This is a genomic window from Pseudomonas sp. B8(2017) (assembly GCF_002113575.1).
Classification (GTDB): domain Bacteria; phylum Pseudomonadota; class Gammaproteobacteria; order Pseudomonadales; family Pseudomonadaceae; genus Aquipseudomonas; species Aquipseudomonas putida_Z.
This window is the reverse complement of record NZ_NEIO01000011.1, coordinates 112,379-126,063: the sequence shown is the minus strand read 5'-3', so window position 1 is coordinate 126,063 and position 13,685 is coordinate 112,379. Positions and strand designations below refer to the sequence as shown.

Annotated in this window: 11 protein-coding genes; 7 read left to right on the top strand and 4 right to left on the bottom strand. The window is 50.1% G+C overall.

The window, feature by feature from the left end; translation table 11 throughout:
* Nucleotides 1-42: 42 nt before the first annotated feature.
* The 6 genes from CAG22_RS17075 to CAG22_RS17050 all read left to right on the top strand — a co-directional run bounded on the left by CAG22_RS17075 (nt 43) and on the right by CAG22_RS17050 (nt 7,706).
* Nucleotides 43-2,253 (top strand): heparinase II/III family protein, encoded by a 2,211-nt coding sequence (locus CAG22_RS17075; RefSeq protein WP_256582438.1) that lies wholly within the window; start codon nt 43-45, stop codon nt 2,251-2,253.
* Between the two features lie 17 nt (nt 2,254-2,270).
* Complete coding sequence (locus CAG22_RS17070) at nt 2,271-2,657, top strand: hypothetical protein (protein ID WP_085705838.1); 387 nt, start codon at nt 2,271-2,273, stop codon at nt 2,655-2,657.
* A 55-nt stretch (nt 2,658-2,712) separates the two neighbouring features.
* Nucleotides 2,713-4,464 carry a hypothetical protein gene (locus CAG22_RS17065; RefSeq protein WP_085705837.1) on the top strand — a complete coding sequence of 584 codons (1,752 nt, stop codon included), beginning with the start codon at nt 2,713-2,715 and terminating at the stop codon, nt 4,462-4,464.
* Entirely contained in the window at nt 4,461-5,681 is a 1,221-nt protein-coding gene (locus CAG22_RS17060; RefSeq protein WP_085705836.1) for a glycosyltransferase family 4 protein, read from the top strand. The genes CAG22_RS17065 and CAG22_RS17060 overlap by 4 nt, the downstream gene beginning before the upstream one ends.
* Nucleotides 5,681-6,889, top strand: coding sequence for a glycosyltransferase family 4 protein (locus tag CAG22_RS17055; protein WP_085705835.1), 1,209 nt, complete (start codon nt 5,681-5,683; stop codon nt 6,887-6,889). The genes CAG22_RS17060 and CAG22_RS17055 overlap by 1 nt, the downstream gene beginning before the upstream one ends.
* A gap of 67 nt (nt 6,890-6,956) precedes the next feature.
* On the top strand, nt 6,957-7,706 hold the full coding sequence (locus tag CAG22_RS17050; RefSeq protein ID WP_139833480.1) for a CatB-related O-acetyltransferase: 750 nt from the start codon (nt 6,957-6,959) through the stop codon (nt 7,704-7,706).
* Between the two features lie 42 nt (nt 7,707-7,748).
* Here the strand turns inward: CAG22_RS17050 and CAG22_RS27850 are convergent, their stop codons facing one another.
* Nucleotides 7,749-8,981, bottom strand: a complete 1,233-nt coding sequence (locus tag CAG22_RS27850; protein WP_139833479.1) for a hypothetical protein — start codon at nt 8,979-8,981, stop codon at nt 7,749-7,751.
* Between the two features lie 609 nt (nt 8,982-9,590).
* Here CAG22_RS27850 and CAG22_RS17045 point away from each other — a divergent pair.
* Nucleotides 9,591-10,685 carry a DUF6270 domain-containing protein gene (locus CAG22_RS17045; protein WP_085705833.1) on the top strand — a complete coding sequence of 365 codons (1,095 nt, stop codon included), beginning with the start codon at nt 9,591-9,593 and terminating at the stop codon, nt 10,683-10,685.
* A gap of 142 nt (nt 10,686-10,827) precedes the next feature.
* Here the strand turns inward: CAG22_RS17045 and rfbA are convergent, their stop codons facing one another.
* The 3 genes from rfbA to rfbB are packed head-to-tail and all read right to left on the bottom strand — an operon-like array spanning nt 10,828 to nt 13,678.
* Nucleotides 10,828-11,709, bottom strand: coding sequence for a glucose-1-phosphate thymidylyltransferase RfbA (gene rfbA, locus CAG22_RS17040; protein ID WP_085590156.1), 882 nt, complete (start codon nt 11,707-11,709; stop codon nt 10,828-10,830).
* 5 nt (nt 11,710-11,714) lie between these two features.
* Complete coding sequence (gene rfbD, locus CAG22_RS17035; RefSeq protein ID WP_061550844.1) at nt 11,715-12,611, bottom strand: dTDP-4-dehydrorhamnose reductase; 897 nt, start codon at nt 12,609-12,611, stop codon at nt 11,715-11,717.
* Nucleotides 12,608-13,678: a dTDP-glucose 4,6-dehydratase gene (gene rfbB, locus CAG22_RS17030; protein WP_085692414.1), complete on the bottom strand. Its 1,071-nt coding sequence runs from the start codon at nt 13,676-13,678 to the stop codon at nt 12,608-12,610. The genes rfbD and rfbB overlap by 4 nt, the downstream gene beginning before the upstream one ends.
* Nucleotides 13,679-13,685: the final 7 nt, after the last annotated feature.

The window sequence follows — 13,685 nt, the reverse complement described above, 5'->3', positions numbered from 1 at the left end:
AGGGCTGCGCCCTTTTCACTATTCAGAAAACATTACAAAGACATGCTTAAGAAAATCCGCGATCACCTCTTCAAGGAAGACGAAATCGAGGCCACACCAGTACCCGTGGCAGATAAGCCTGCGTTGGACTTCCTCTCCGACCGGGCCATTCTGGACTACAGATCATTCTGCAACCACGGTAGCGAAATCGACGAGCCTTTCAACCTGCAGGGTTTCAGCGGCAATGCGCGCGCTGCAATGCTGGATGGCAATCCAGTATTTACCTTTACTGGAAACGCGAACGTCTACCAACTTCGCTTCAAGATGCCGCGTAGCTTCCACGGGAACGGCCTGCACCTGAGGTTCCGCATATCCGATTGGGAAAAGCTGAACTACATCGGCGTTGGCTACACATTCGAAGGCAGCTACCGCCATGTAAAGATCGTGAATGCCGCACGAGGTGAGTGGGTAGATTTCACTATCGGGCACAACGACCTGGCATTCGGTATTCAGAATGACTGGGCTGCCCCGCCCGCCTGCGATTTTGAGGAAATAAAGCTCTATTTCAAAGGACAGCCGCAAGAAGAAGGCTCCACCCTGGAGATCGAGCGCCTGACTTGCTGGCATGAAAACGACAAGCCCGCTGCCTGGCTGACCGAAGGTTTTGCAAGACAGCCTCTTCCCGAAGCACTTCTCGATTCTCTGTATGCTTACATGGAGAAGTGCTTCAAGGACGTGCCGACTCAAGCGAATGATTATCTGGAGAAAGGCGTCTGCCCACTCTATGGAAACATTGGCCTGGACTGGGACTGGCAACTGACCCTGCCAGACGAACTCGACGCTGTTGGCACCTATCGTTTTTCGTGGCATTCGCTGCATCCGGCAATCATTCTGATGCTGCATGCACGGCAAGAGAGCAGCGTTGCTCCTCTGTTCCCGGCACGCGAGTTCACCAGTAACTGGCTGGAACGAAGCTATTTCAATGCCGACGAGGACAGGAAGTTTGCCTGGTATGACCATGGCACCGCCGAGCGACTGCTAGCGTTCTTGATGATCTGGGATATTGGTGCAAAGCAGCAGTTCGATACCCGCTTCATGGTGCGCCTGCGCGCAGCCATCTTCAAACACGCCCAGCTGCTGGCTTCGGAGATGTTCTACGCCTCTCACCAAGCATCCCGCTACCACAACCATGCCTGGTTCCAGGATATGGCACTGCTGGCAACCAGCCTGGCCATGCCCGATTTCCCATGCTCCGAACGCTGGCAGTCGCTGGCCTTGTCACGCCTGACTGACCAGCTTGACAGGTTGATCGTTCGCGACAACGGTTACGCGGTGTTTGTCGAAAACTCCATCGGCTATCACCAAGGTGTGCAACGGCTGATCGCCTTCGCCGGCGAACTGGCGCAGCAGAGTTCCCACGTCACCACCATTCCAACGGTCGCTGAAGAACTACTCAAATTCTCTGACTTCTTGCGCTACCCGGATAATCGCTCCCCTGCCCAGGGCGACACGTTCCGCCGCGCTAATCCGGACCTGGAAACGGTACGCAATTGCAAGAATTATCCAACTACCTCCGCGACGATCCTTCCGACTGCAGGATACGCGATTATCAAGGGCAACCATGCACAGACCGCTTACATGCTGACCATGTTTGCAACTTCGCTGTGCAAAACACACAAACATCAGGACAACCTGTCTTTCACGTTGTTCATGGATGGTATTGAGTGGCTTATCGACCCTAGCTTCTATTCGCACGAGTATGTCAAGCCAATACAGAGCTTCCTGAGGGGCCCCTACTCGCACAACAATCCGGTTATCGGTGATGTGCCATATAGCATTGAACCAGGGCACGCTCAACTTGCCGGTGAGGTCATTGATAATGCGTTTTCCCTGCATGGCTCACATGATGCCTTTGCCGATACTGTCGTCAAACGCAGCATCACAGGTCATCTGCAACACCTGCGGCTCGACATCAGCGACGAGATCCATACCACGCTGAAAGACAAGCCCATGTTTAGCCTGTTCCACTGCGGTGATGGCACGCAGGTGACAAAAACTCCAGATGGCGTGGAGATTCGTCATCCGGCGTCCAGCTATCGAATTATCATCGCTTCGAACTGCCCATGCACGGTCGTCACAGGCTGGAACGATGATCAACTTGTAAAAGGCATCAGCGGTGTTGGATTCATGCAACAGATTGACACGTCGATGGTTGCATTTGAAATGAAGAACGCTGTGAAAGCGCAATTCTCCATTACTGCCCACCAAAACTGAAATCCTCCGGAACAAACATGAAAAAGATTGCCCTGTACTCGATTATCGCTCTCTTCCTTACTGCATGCGACGCCCCGAACGTAGCGAAAGTAGATCTAAAAGAAGGCAAACAGATCACCTTCAACAACATTAAAACCACCAAGAGCTACACCGCTACAAAAGACAACCAGGATCGCCAACTGCACTTCTTTGAAACTTCGACTGATCTAAACTCCACCTATCAAGACTTTAACAAATCCTTTGAATCCAACGGTTACAAAGCAACAATCAAAACTCAAAGCGATTCGTTGATCCAAGTTTATTACAAAAAGCCAAGCGCTGCGCTGATCGTTGCTAACTTCAAGCAAATTCAGCCAAAGGAAGGCACTGCAAGCCAAGCTGTAATTTCCTGGCAGCTAAATTAAGCCAAAACGCCCCGACGATTAACTCAGGCGCAGGCCTGAAGCAAGGCAAGTTATTATGAGCGAAATGAAGTCGTTAAATTTCAACGCTGGCCGCTGGATGTACTCCGTAGCCAACAAGATAACTCGCATAATCCCGGGGCTTACACTAACAATTATAGTTCTGACTCTAGCAGCTCAAATCAGCCTACTAGCAGCATCATTCCTGCCGCTGAAAGCCATCATACTTATTGGCTCACCGAACATCCCTTCGTACTTCCCCGAGTACCTGAAGACATTCGAGCGAAAAGACCTTTTCCTTTTATTGTGCAGCACCGCTGCGCTTTTCTATGTTCTATACCTGACTTCTGAAGCACTAATAAAAAAGTTAACTAAGCTAGGTAGCGAACGGCTAATCCTGAACAGTCGAAAGTTAATTCTCTTTGACGGCCAAAACGAGGTAGCCAGCAAAGCATACTTAAGGTTCACCCGAAGCCTAGCCGCTATTGTATTTCTTGGCCTGACAATAGCAGCTCTTGGCTATATCTACCTAGAACTCACCGTCGCCACAGTAGCCTTTTGGCTTTGCTGGGGAATCATCGCAAAATTAAGAAAAAGAATTAAGAAAAACAGCAACACACAAGGCAATGAAACAAGTCACGAGTCAATAAACCCGATCGGTTCTATTGGTTTTTTTGCCGCATTTTCTTATCTTGCCTACGACTTACTCTCTGATACCCCACCAAAATTATTGCCCGCTATCATTGGCATTCTTCTTACACGTCAAATCATGCAGCGAGCAACGCTACTTGTTCAAGACCTGACATCACTAAAAGAGCAACACTTACAAATCTCCGCACTATTCTTCAAAGATCACAAGCTTCCTAGCGAAGCTCGCGGAAAACCAGAAAAATTCTGGAGCCTGTTCACCAGCGACAACGCAAAAATTTGGGCGCACGACCTAATTCAGGAGGTGACAGAAAAATCATACATAAAGCACGACATCAAGTGGCATCAAACAGGCATCCATGATGTATTCGCTATCGAGGTAGAAAGCGAAACAAACACCGGCCAAAAAGACGCTTACCTGATTAAAGTCTTTAACACCAATAGAACTACTTTGGCAATCAATGAGGCAACGCTCCTTACAGAGCCAAACCTTGCGAACATACCTACAGCACCCCTCATCCAGGCAACGCTTCTGGATGGCTTCCACTGCCATATTTTCTCGCCTCAATCACTGGATAAGATCCCAGCAATAGAAACTGGAATACACCAAGCGGCCTCTACAAAAATCCTGATGCGTTATACTCCGCCCCAGAGCCTGATTCAAAAATACTCACGCTCGCGCCCACTCCTTTGGGATCGCTTGAGCGATAATGTTCTCCACAGTTTCGGAACTGCGCTGGGTAACAATGAGTACACCCATGACTTTAAAAAATTCATGGAGTTAAAGCATCTAGTCCGAGATACTCTCCGAAGCACCCCACTGTATATCAGTAACAGCCAAATCGGTAAAGACCAGATACTAATATCAAGCAACGGCGTATTAAACATAAGTTACTGGGGCAACTGGAGCCTAGAACCGATTGGTGCCTGCCTGCAAACCAATAGTCTCTCTGCCAGCTTACCTTCATTGTTAGCCGACCTGCAGCAACATCGTGACGACATCCAGCAGATTGATGAAAAAAGACTTATGCTATCCGCCCTCTGCTACAATCTAGATCAGCTTTTATCAAGACAGCACTACCTGTCCGCAGCTGAATTACTTCCAGATATTTCGATGCTCGCCTCATCAATTGAAACTGATAATCTTGCGGTGATCAAATGAAGCGTATAGCCATGGTTGTTTGGAATGAGTTTCTAAACGATGCCCGCGTTCTTAAAGAAGCTCAAACACTTCAACGATCAGGTTACCAAGTTTGCGTGTTTGCTCTACATACTCCTGGAGTAACCAAATCACGTGAGCGCCTCCCAGACGGGATAGAAATTATTCGCGTAGCACGAAGCCCATTGTGGAAATGGCGCAAGCCAGCGGTTAATGGAACCAGCAACAACGGCTTAAGCTCGCACAAGAGCACTCTAAGCATTAAGCATCAGCTTCTACGCGTTATCACCAGAGCTTGGACCCACCTTTGCCTCATGGTTCAAATGCTGCGCTATCAAGCTGACGTAGTACACGCCCATGATGTAAATACTTTGCCCACCGCATGGCTCGCAGCTAGACTAGGCAAATCGCATTTAGTATATGACGCACATGAAATAAGCACCAGTCGCGAAGGCTATAGTAGCTTTCGCCGATTGGTGGGGTTTGTTGAAAAAACACTAATGCCAAAAGCTGACGGCTGCATTACCACAACTGACGCCAGAGCGAAGTTTTTCGCACGCGCGTATAATGTAAAGCGTCCTACTGTTTTACAAAATCGGCCTAGACTATCATCTTCTGACACCTCAAACCGCATTCGAAAGGAACTCGATCTAAATCCTTCATGGCCGATAATTCTATACCAAGGCGGATTACAGCAAGGCCGCGGATTAGAAAAACTAATTCATACCGCACCGTTCGTACCAAATGCCTATTTTGTTTTCATAGGCGGCGGTCGCCTAACTCAAATGCTGACCCAATTGACCATCGAGAAAGGCTTACAAGATCGTATATTTTTTATCCCGACGGTCAGCCTTGTAGATTTGCCAAGCTATACAGCATCAGCAGATATTGGCGTTCAACCAATTGAGAACACCTGTCTTAATCATTACACCACCGACTCCAATAAACTATTCGAATACTTAACAGCAGGCCTACCTGTGGTCGCTACCGACTTCCCTGAGATCCGCAAAATTGTAAGGGGCAATGAAGTAGGCCTTCTCGTCCCGCACAATGACTCGCCAGCATTAGCTAATGCCCTTAACCAGTTAGTTACTGACGTGTCGCTGCGCGCTAAACTTGCGAGCAATGCTCGAGCAACCGCATGCAAGCTAAATTGGGAGGAGCAAGAATCGCGCCTGGTTGAGCTATATGATCATGTTCTCGGAGCGCTGACCCGGTAATGGCCTCGAAAATCCTGTTACTTAGCTTTTATTATCCGCCGGATTTATCAGCTGGTTCCTTTCGAGCAGGGGCGTTGGTCCAAGCTTTACGCGAAGAGTTGGGACCAGATGTGGAAATTGAAATTATAACTACTCAACCTAACCGCTATCATTCTTTTATCGCGAATGCAGTTGGTGTAGAGCACTCAGAAAACCTTACCATTCGCCGTATTCAAATTCCCGCACATCGCAGCGGCATAAGAGATCAGGCTTGGGCCTTTGCGTGCTTTGCCATGAACACACTGAAACTAACCTATGGCAAGCGCTATACACTAGTATTCTCCACTTCATCCCGTTTGATGACTGCGTCCTTAGGAGCACTGGTCTCAAAGCGCAGCCGCTGCGGTTTATATTTGGATATTCGCGATATATTTGTAGATACTATTCGTGATTTGCTGCCGTCTCGATGGGGGCGTTTCGCAGCTTCCATATTTTCCCCACTTGAACGGTGGACTATTAATTCGGCTTTACGTGTGAATCTCATTTCCCCTGGGTTCCTACCATATTTCGCCAAACGTTACCCTGGACGGTCCTTTGCATTTTATACGAACGGTGTTGATGAGCTATTTGTCAAAACCGCACATACGCAACTGTTACCATCTTCAGAGTTCTGCCAGTCTCGATTACAGATTGTTTATGCGGGCAACATAGGAGCGGGCCAGGGACTACATCGAATTATTCCCGAACTAGCTCTGCGACTTGCAGACAGAGTAGAATTCCATCTCATCGGCGCAGGTAGCGCGCAAAAAACACTGGTGCGGGCATTGGAAGATGCAAGTGTCAACAATGTTAGAATTTCCGCCCCAATGAAAAGAGATCAACTACTTCGTGTATACCAAGAAGCCGACATTCTTTTTTTGCACTTAAATGACCTGAAGGCATTTCGACGAGTACTACCCTCAAAACTCTTCGAGTACGCTGCAACCAACAAACCCATATGGGGCGGTCTATCAGGCTATGCAAACCGCTTCGCCAAAAAACGCATAAACAATGTGGCCTTGTTTTCTCCATGCGACGTTGACGGCGCTATCACAGCATTAGAGGAACTAAAACTACAGAGCACACCTAGACTAGACTTTGTCACCGAGTTTTCACGTGCGACAATCAAAAAAAAGATGGCTCAAGATATAATCATGGCCTCAACAAAGAAGCACCACAAAAACAATTAGTGCGCCAACAATATATAGCGCTTTCTAGCCCCCCTAAAACAGAAAACAACATATAGAGCATCTCCAAGTGAACAAGTACGCAGCCATCCCGATAATCACTGCACTTGCCCAGCATAAAATTGGGGTCTGGCGTAAGCCTGCTACTGCGACACCAACCGCAGTACCAAACAAAGAAATCATTGTTCCCTTCAATTTCGCAATTGAACCACATTGCCGCCTGGCCGTTCACGACAACTTATATTCCGTCGGAAGCTTTACTTACTGCATGTCTTCAATGCCAGTTTCCGTCTCCATTGGGCGTTACTGCTCCATAGCAACAGGTGTTCGGGTACTTGGCCCACGCCATCCTCATGAGAGGATATCTTCCTCCCCATTTACGTACGACAGAAAGTTTTTTGAGATCCACTCAGAACTCGATGAGGAGGAAAAGTTTTCCCCTACACCGTACAAAGGCACAGGAAAGTATGGGATAACTATTGGTAATGATGTCTGGATTGGCGAAGGAGTTACGATCGCTGGCAGTGTGAAAATTGGTGACGGGGCAGTAATTGCAGGAAACTCACATATTATCAAAGATGTTGAGCCCTACACTATAGTTGGAGGAAATCCGGCGAAATTTATAAAAATGAGATTTGAATCCAACACGCTACTCAATGATCTTCAAGAAGTTCAGTGGTGGAAGTATAAGTTTTTAGACTTCGGCGGGTTTGACCTGGAGAACCCAAGCATTTTTATATCACAACTAAAACAAAAGCTCTCAGAAGGTGCCATATCTGAATATAGCCCTCAAAAAATTAGAATACAGGATCTTGCCTAAGTTAAAGGCGACAGACCATTAATAATGGCCCGTCGCCCTTACTCAAATAGCTTGACTTTTGACGCCAGCCTTCAAATCCATTGGAACATTAAACAAATGGGGACCTGCTACCTCTGCAAACGAAGCGAAATTCAAATGGAACGTTGTACGGCTGTACTCCAGAACCGACGTTAATAGATTCTGATCAACCCCCCAATTAAACCAATGCGGGTTATAGCAAGAAGAAAATCCAACCTCCATCAGCCTGAAAAATTCCCTGGCGGCATCAGTATCATTTACCCATACACTGCCTGCCATACTGCGTAGCCAAGGGAATGCCCACTGAGCACTTTTAGATTTGTGCTGAAGGAAACTTACATCAATAAAGCTCAGCTTTTTAATTGCATCAGATGGATCTTGGCCTAACTGAAAATCCAAATCAGTAATCAGCAATGGCAGGCGATAGTGTTCGTTCAGACGCCTCGCAACTAGAAACCTGGACTGAGCGAAATATGACTTCTTATCTAATACGTCCTCAACCTGCTCAAATGTCACATTCAAGCTTGGGAAAGCCAATTTTGCTTTATTTACTGTCAAATCGATAGAGTCAGATGACTCGTTCTTTTCTTTCACCCAGTGGACGTGCATCCCGCTAAAGGAACCTAATCCTTTTTCAGCAATCGATCTGGCATAATTCTCTAAAAATCGGTTGATATACAGTGCATTACCTGCAACCACCGCAACTGGCCCACCTGCAAAGTCAACTATTTCGTTCAAAAAAACAAGCGGGCTATCAGTTGATCTGGTTCGAGGCTGTTCAAACGCGGCACTTGCTGGCATCGCTCGCGACAACCCCATGAATGCAGTAATACAATTATTACGGCCTGCAATCGCATTCGACTTATTAAAGTAGTAAACGCCCAGATCATAGCGCCCCTCAGCTACATGAGACGCACCAAGCATCGCATAAGCCGAAGGAGTGTTAATCCCACATCTTATATCGGACTCCAGTCCGGAAATGAGTAGCTCAAGCGAGCTACCGGAACTCAACATTCCGTCAAGCCTTGCAATTTTTGCGAGCTCATACAACCGCTGTCGACCATGGGGTTTGTCTGCAAAGTGTGCATGTGCTGACAACTCCTCAACAGCATGAATCTCTGCTTCTGATAACTTCTTCCCTCGGACTACACGCCACTGCTCAGCTGTTAGCTGATCGCAGAATGGTTTCCCTGCTGCTGACAAGTCCGCCTCGCCTTTGGCGATAAGTTCCTTAGCGGCACTCAGAACGGCTTCCATTAACGCCCCTCAACATTAAAAAACTTATCATAACTCATTTCTACACATAATTGCCATGAGTCTAGATGAAGCGCTATAAACACCCCGAACCATAGGGCAACGGGCATAACGCACTTTCAATGATCCCTGCGGGCTCCTTAAGACCATCACATTTTGCTTAACCACTCCAACCATTCCTTCAATTTTAGAAGAAGTTTAATAGAGCCAGAAACACACTTGATAATCGAACACGCGCCCTTATTCGGGTTAATACGCTAAACTTTCGTGCACATGCCTCACCCTATCAGCAAAGGGATACCTGCCGGTTTTGGATCCAATAATCACATACAAAAAATAAACCTTGATATTTTCCACGAAAAATGATAATAAATCTTCGATTGAGCGGCGTAAGGGTAGCTCTTTTTATAGTGCAAGTCTGGATACTGCTCCCACTAGAGAGCCCTACGATGAGTTTGCTCTGCTCTGTAGCTCTGGCTTACCCGGGAGTAAAAAAAAATGAACTATGCGACACGAAAGTGGTCTCTACAGGGCATTGACTTAACGTAATTTGTGAGCTGACCTGTGTATGCAATCCTAATGATAGGCTCACTTAAGAAGGCTTAAAAGATAGTGATCAAAAACTTACTGATTTATGGTAGCTGCGTATCTCGGGATATTTTCAACCTAGAAGAAAGCCGGGATTTCAAGCTAACAGATTACTATGCACGTTCATCAATGGCTTCATTGTGTAGTGATGCCTATGAAAACAGTAATGCTTTGAGCCGAATTCCTTCCGCGTTTCGCCGCCGCATGGTCGCATGTGATTTTTCGAAGGAAATCTTATCCGCCAGAGATAAATTTTCAAACGCTGATGTCATTTTGATTGATCTAATTGATGAAAGATTCGATCTTATCACCTTGCCGTCTGGCCAGCTAATTACAAGTTCAAATGAACTGGCCGAAAGCGGCCTTCTCAACGATGAAAGCATCTCCGGTTTTAAGGTAATCCAGCAAGGTACGACTGAGCGTCGCGAGCTTTGGCTCCAAGGAATGCGAAAATTCTTTCAATTCTTGAAAGAACTAAAAAAAATTGACCAGGTCATCATCAATAAAGTTTTCTGGTCGTCCAAATTCGACACTGAAACAAATACCCCGTTCCCAGTTGCACATCCTTATATCGAGAAAGCCAATATAGAGCTTACCTGGATGTATGAGGCCTTGCTCAGCGAGTTGCGGGAAGACCAATTTATTACCTTCCACCCATCTCTCCTAACAGCTGACGAGCATCACCAATGGGGGCCGTCTGCCTTCCATTATTGCAAGAACTATTACAGAGAAGCGCTGGCACAAATAATTAACAAATCAGTTACCATTAATGAATCAGATGAGTCTATTCCCCCCCCTCTACCGCATTCCCCGTTGATATCCTCCGGGGTGAAGCTTAATGTTGCTGCCTATAGGACCAACCAAGGAATTTTTGCACATTGCTCTTTAGTAAAGGATGGCTTAATTCAAGAGCGTGGGAATTTCGCATTCTATCTGGTTGTTAATGGAACTCGCCATGCAGTTCGCTGGTACGACGCCGAACCATCTGCAAAATTTGACATTCCAGACTCAGTAGACAACCTGGAAATAATCGCATTTTATAAAGATATTCTAGAAGATCAAATTTCAGCCAAGTGCAGCGTCAGATCTATAGACGGGATGAAACACACCACCCCCTGATGGAACAATAGAATTTCTAACTAAGATCGTGACACACCTTGGTGAGTCACGATCTTAGTGGAAGTATAACGATATATATTAGCCAACCAGTCAGAATTAACTTCTACTATACGATTGAGGAGTAAATTGAAAATATTACTCCTCAATAAACCCTATCCCCCACCAACCTCTTCAAATACTGCCCATACCCATTCTTAGCCAACGGCTCCGCCAACTTCAGCAACTGCTCCGCCCCAATCCACCCCTGCCTGTACGCCACCTCTTCCGGACAAGCCACCTTCAACCCCTGCCGCCGCTCAATGGTCGCGATATACCCACTCGCCTCGAGCAACGAGTCATGCGTCCCGGTATCCAGCCAGGCATACCCGCGCCCCATTATCTCCACCGACAACCGGTTCTGCTCCAGGTACACCCGGTTCAAATCGGTAATCTCCAGCTCACCCCGCGCAGATGGCTTGATGCCTTTGGCAATCTCGACCACGTCCTTGTCGTAGAAGTACAACCCGGTCACGGCATAACTGGACTTCGGCTTGGTCGGTTTCTCCTCCAGGCTGATCGCCTTGCCCTTCTCATCGAACTCGACCACGCCGTAACGCTCGGGGTCGTGCACGTGGTAGGCGAACACGCTGGCGCCTTCGTCGCGATCCATGGCGTTGCGCAGCAGTTGCTGGAAGTCGTGGCCGTAATAGATGTTGTCGCCCAGCACCAGTGCCGACAGGTCGTTGCCAATGAAGTCTTCACCAATCAGGAAGGCCTGCGCCAGGCCGTCTGGCGAGGCCTGCACGGCGTAGCTGATGTTGATGCCCCACTGGTGGCCGTCGCCCAGCAGTTGCTCGAAACGCGGGGTGTCCTGCGGGGTGGAGATGATCAGGATGTCCTGGATACCCGCCAGCATCAGGGTGGTCAACGGGTAGTAGATCATCGGCTTGTCGTAAACCGGCAGCAGCTGCTTGGAAATAGCCAGTGTCGCGGGGTGCAGACGGGTACCCGACCCGCCCGCCAGAATGATGCCTTTACGCTTCATAGTGGTCATTTCTCGTGTATTTCCGTAAGCATGCGAGCCACACCCAGGCGCCAGTCTGGCAGGTTCAGGGCAAAGGCTTGCTGCAGTTTATGGGTGTCCAGACGCGAGTTGGCCGGCCGCTTGGCCGGGGTCGGGTAGGCGTCGGTGGTCAACGGGTTGACCTGTTCGGCGTGGGCTTTCAATGGCACACCCAACGCCGCTGCCTGCTCCAGCACGTAACGGGCGTAGCCGCACCAGGTGGTTTCACCGGCCGCCGCCAGGTGATACAGGCCAGCCAGGGCCGGGTCGCGGCGGGTGGCGGTGATGGCGTGGGCAGTGATGTCGGCGATCAGTTCGGCGCCGGTCGGGGCGCCGTGCTGGTCGTCGATCACGCCCAGGCTGTCGCGTTCCGCAGCCAGGCGCAGCATGGTCTTGGCGAAGTTGTTGCCGCGTGCGGCATACACCCAGCAGGTTCGGAAGATCAGGTGCTGGCAACCGGCGGCCTGGATGGCCTGTTCGCCGGCCAGCTTGCTTTCGCCATAGGCATTCAGTGGGCCGACGCTGTCGTCTTCGCGCCAGGCTTGAGTGCCCTGCCCCGGGAACACGTAATCGGTGGAGTAATGCACCAGCAATGCTCCGCAGTCGGCGGCGGCGCGGGCCAGCACGCCGACGGCTTCGGCGTTTACCTTGAAGGCTTGTTCACGGTCGCTTTCCGCCTTGTCCACGGCAGTGTAGGCGGCGGCGTTGACGATTACATCGGGGGCGTAGGCGCGCACTGTTTCGGCCAGGCCCGGCAGGTTGGCCAGGTCGCCGCAGTGTGCCTGGCTGCGGGAATTGAGCGCCAGCACCTGGCCCAGCGGGGCGAGGCTGCGTTGCAGCTCCCAACCTACCTGGCCGTCCTTGCCCAGTAGCAGAATCTTCATGCCGAGCGCCCTGCGTAGTTTTTCTCGACCCAGTCGCGGTAGTTGCCGGACTGTACGTTCTGCACCCACTCCTGGTTGTCGAGGTACCAGGCCACGGTCTTGCGAATGCCGGTTTCGAAGGTTTCGGCAGGCTTCCAGCCCAGTTCGCGCTCGAGCTTGCGGGCGTCGATGGCGTAGCGGCGGTCATGGCCCGGGCGGTCGGTCACGTAAGTGATCTGCTCGGCGTAGGGCTTGCCGTCGGCGCGGGGGCGCAGTTCGTCCAGCAGGGCGCACACGCGGTTGACGATTTCCAGGTTGGGCTTTTCGTTCCAGCCGCCCACGTTGTACACCTCGCCGGTCTTGCCGGCTTCCAGCACGCGGCGGATGGCGCTGCAGTGGTCCTTGACGTACAGCCAGTCGCGAATCTGCTGGCCGTCGCCGTATACCGGCAGCGGTTTGCCGGCCAGGGCGTTGACGATCATCAGCGGGATGAGCTTCTCCGGGAAGTGGTAAGGGCCGTAGTTGTTCGAGCAGTTGGTGGTCAGCACCGGCAGGCCGTAGGTGTGGTGGTACGAGCGCACCAGGTGGTCGCTGGCGGCCTTGCTGGCCGAGTACGGGCTGTTGGGCTGGTACTGGTGGGTTTCGGTGAAGGCCGGTTCATCGGCGGCCAGCGAACCATACACTTCGTCGGTGGACACATGCAGGAAGCGGAAGGCCTGACGCGATTGCTCATCCAGGCCGCCCCAGTAGGCGCGTACGGCTTCCAGCAGGCGGAAGGTGCCGACGATGTTGGTTTCGATGAAGTCTTCCGGGCCGTGGATCGAGCGGTCGACGTGGGACTCGGCGGCAAAGTTGACGATGGCGCGTGGCTGGTGGGTTTTCAGCAGCTGTTCCACCAGCGCGGAATCACCAATGTCGCCATGCACGAAAATGTGCCGCGCGTCGCTCTGCAGGCTGCTCAAGGTCTGCAGGTTGCCTGCGTAGGTGAGTTTGTCGAGGTTGACCACGGGCTCGTCATTGCCGGCCAGCCAGTCCAGCACGAAGTTCGCGCCAATGAAGCCCGCACCACCAGTTACCAGAATAGTCATCGTTCAG

Excerpts from the sequence above, each read along its gene's own strand:
- CAG22_RS17075 (WP_256582438.1), top strand. The coding sequence starts at position 43 with ATGCTTAAGAAAATCCGCGATCACCTCTTCAAGGAAGACGAAATCGAG.
- CAG22_RS17070 (WP_085705838.1), top strand. The coding sequence starts at position 2,271 with ATGAAAAAGATTGCCCTGTACTCGATTATCGCTCTCTTCCTTACTGCA.
- CAG22_RS17065 (WP_085705837.1), top strand. The coding sequence starts at position 2,713 with ATGAGCGAAATGAAGTCGTTAAATTTCAACGCTGGCCGCTGGATGTAC.
- CAG22_RS17060 (WP_085705836.1), top strand. The coding sequence starts at position 4,461 with ATGAAGCGTATAGCCATGGTTGTTTGGAATGAGTTTCTAAACGATGCC.
- CAG22_RS17055 (WP_085705835.1), top strand. The coding sequence starts at position 5,681 with ATGGCCTCGAAAATCCTGTTACTTAGCTTTTATTATCCGCCGGATTTA.
- CAG22_RS27850 (WP_139833479.1), bottom strand. The coding sequence starts at position 8,981 with ATGGAAGCCGTTCTGAGTGCCGCTAAGGAACTTATCGCCAAAGGCGAG.
- rfbA (WP_085590156.1), bottom strand. The coding sequence starts at position 11,709 with ATGAAGCGTAAAGGCATCATTCTGGCGGGCGGGTCGGGTACCCGTCTG.
- rfbD (WP_061550844.1), bottom strand. The coding sequence starts at position 12,611 with ATGAAGATTCTGCTACTGGGCAAGGACGGCCAGGTAGGTTGGGAGCTG.
- rfbB (WP_085692414.1), bottom strand. The coding sequence starts at position 13,678 with ATGACTATTCTGGTAACTGGTGGTGCGGGCTTCATTGGCGCGAACTTC.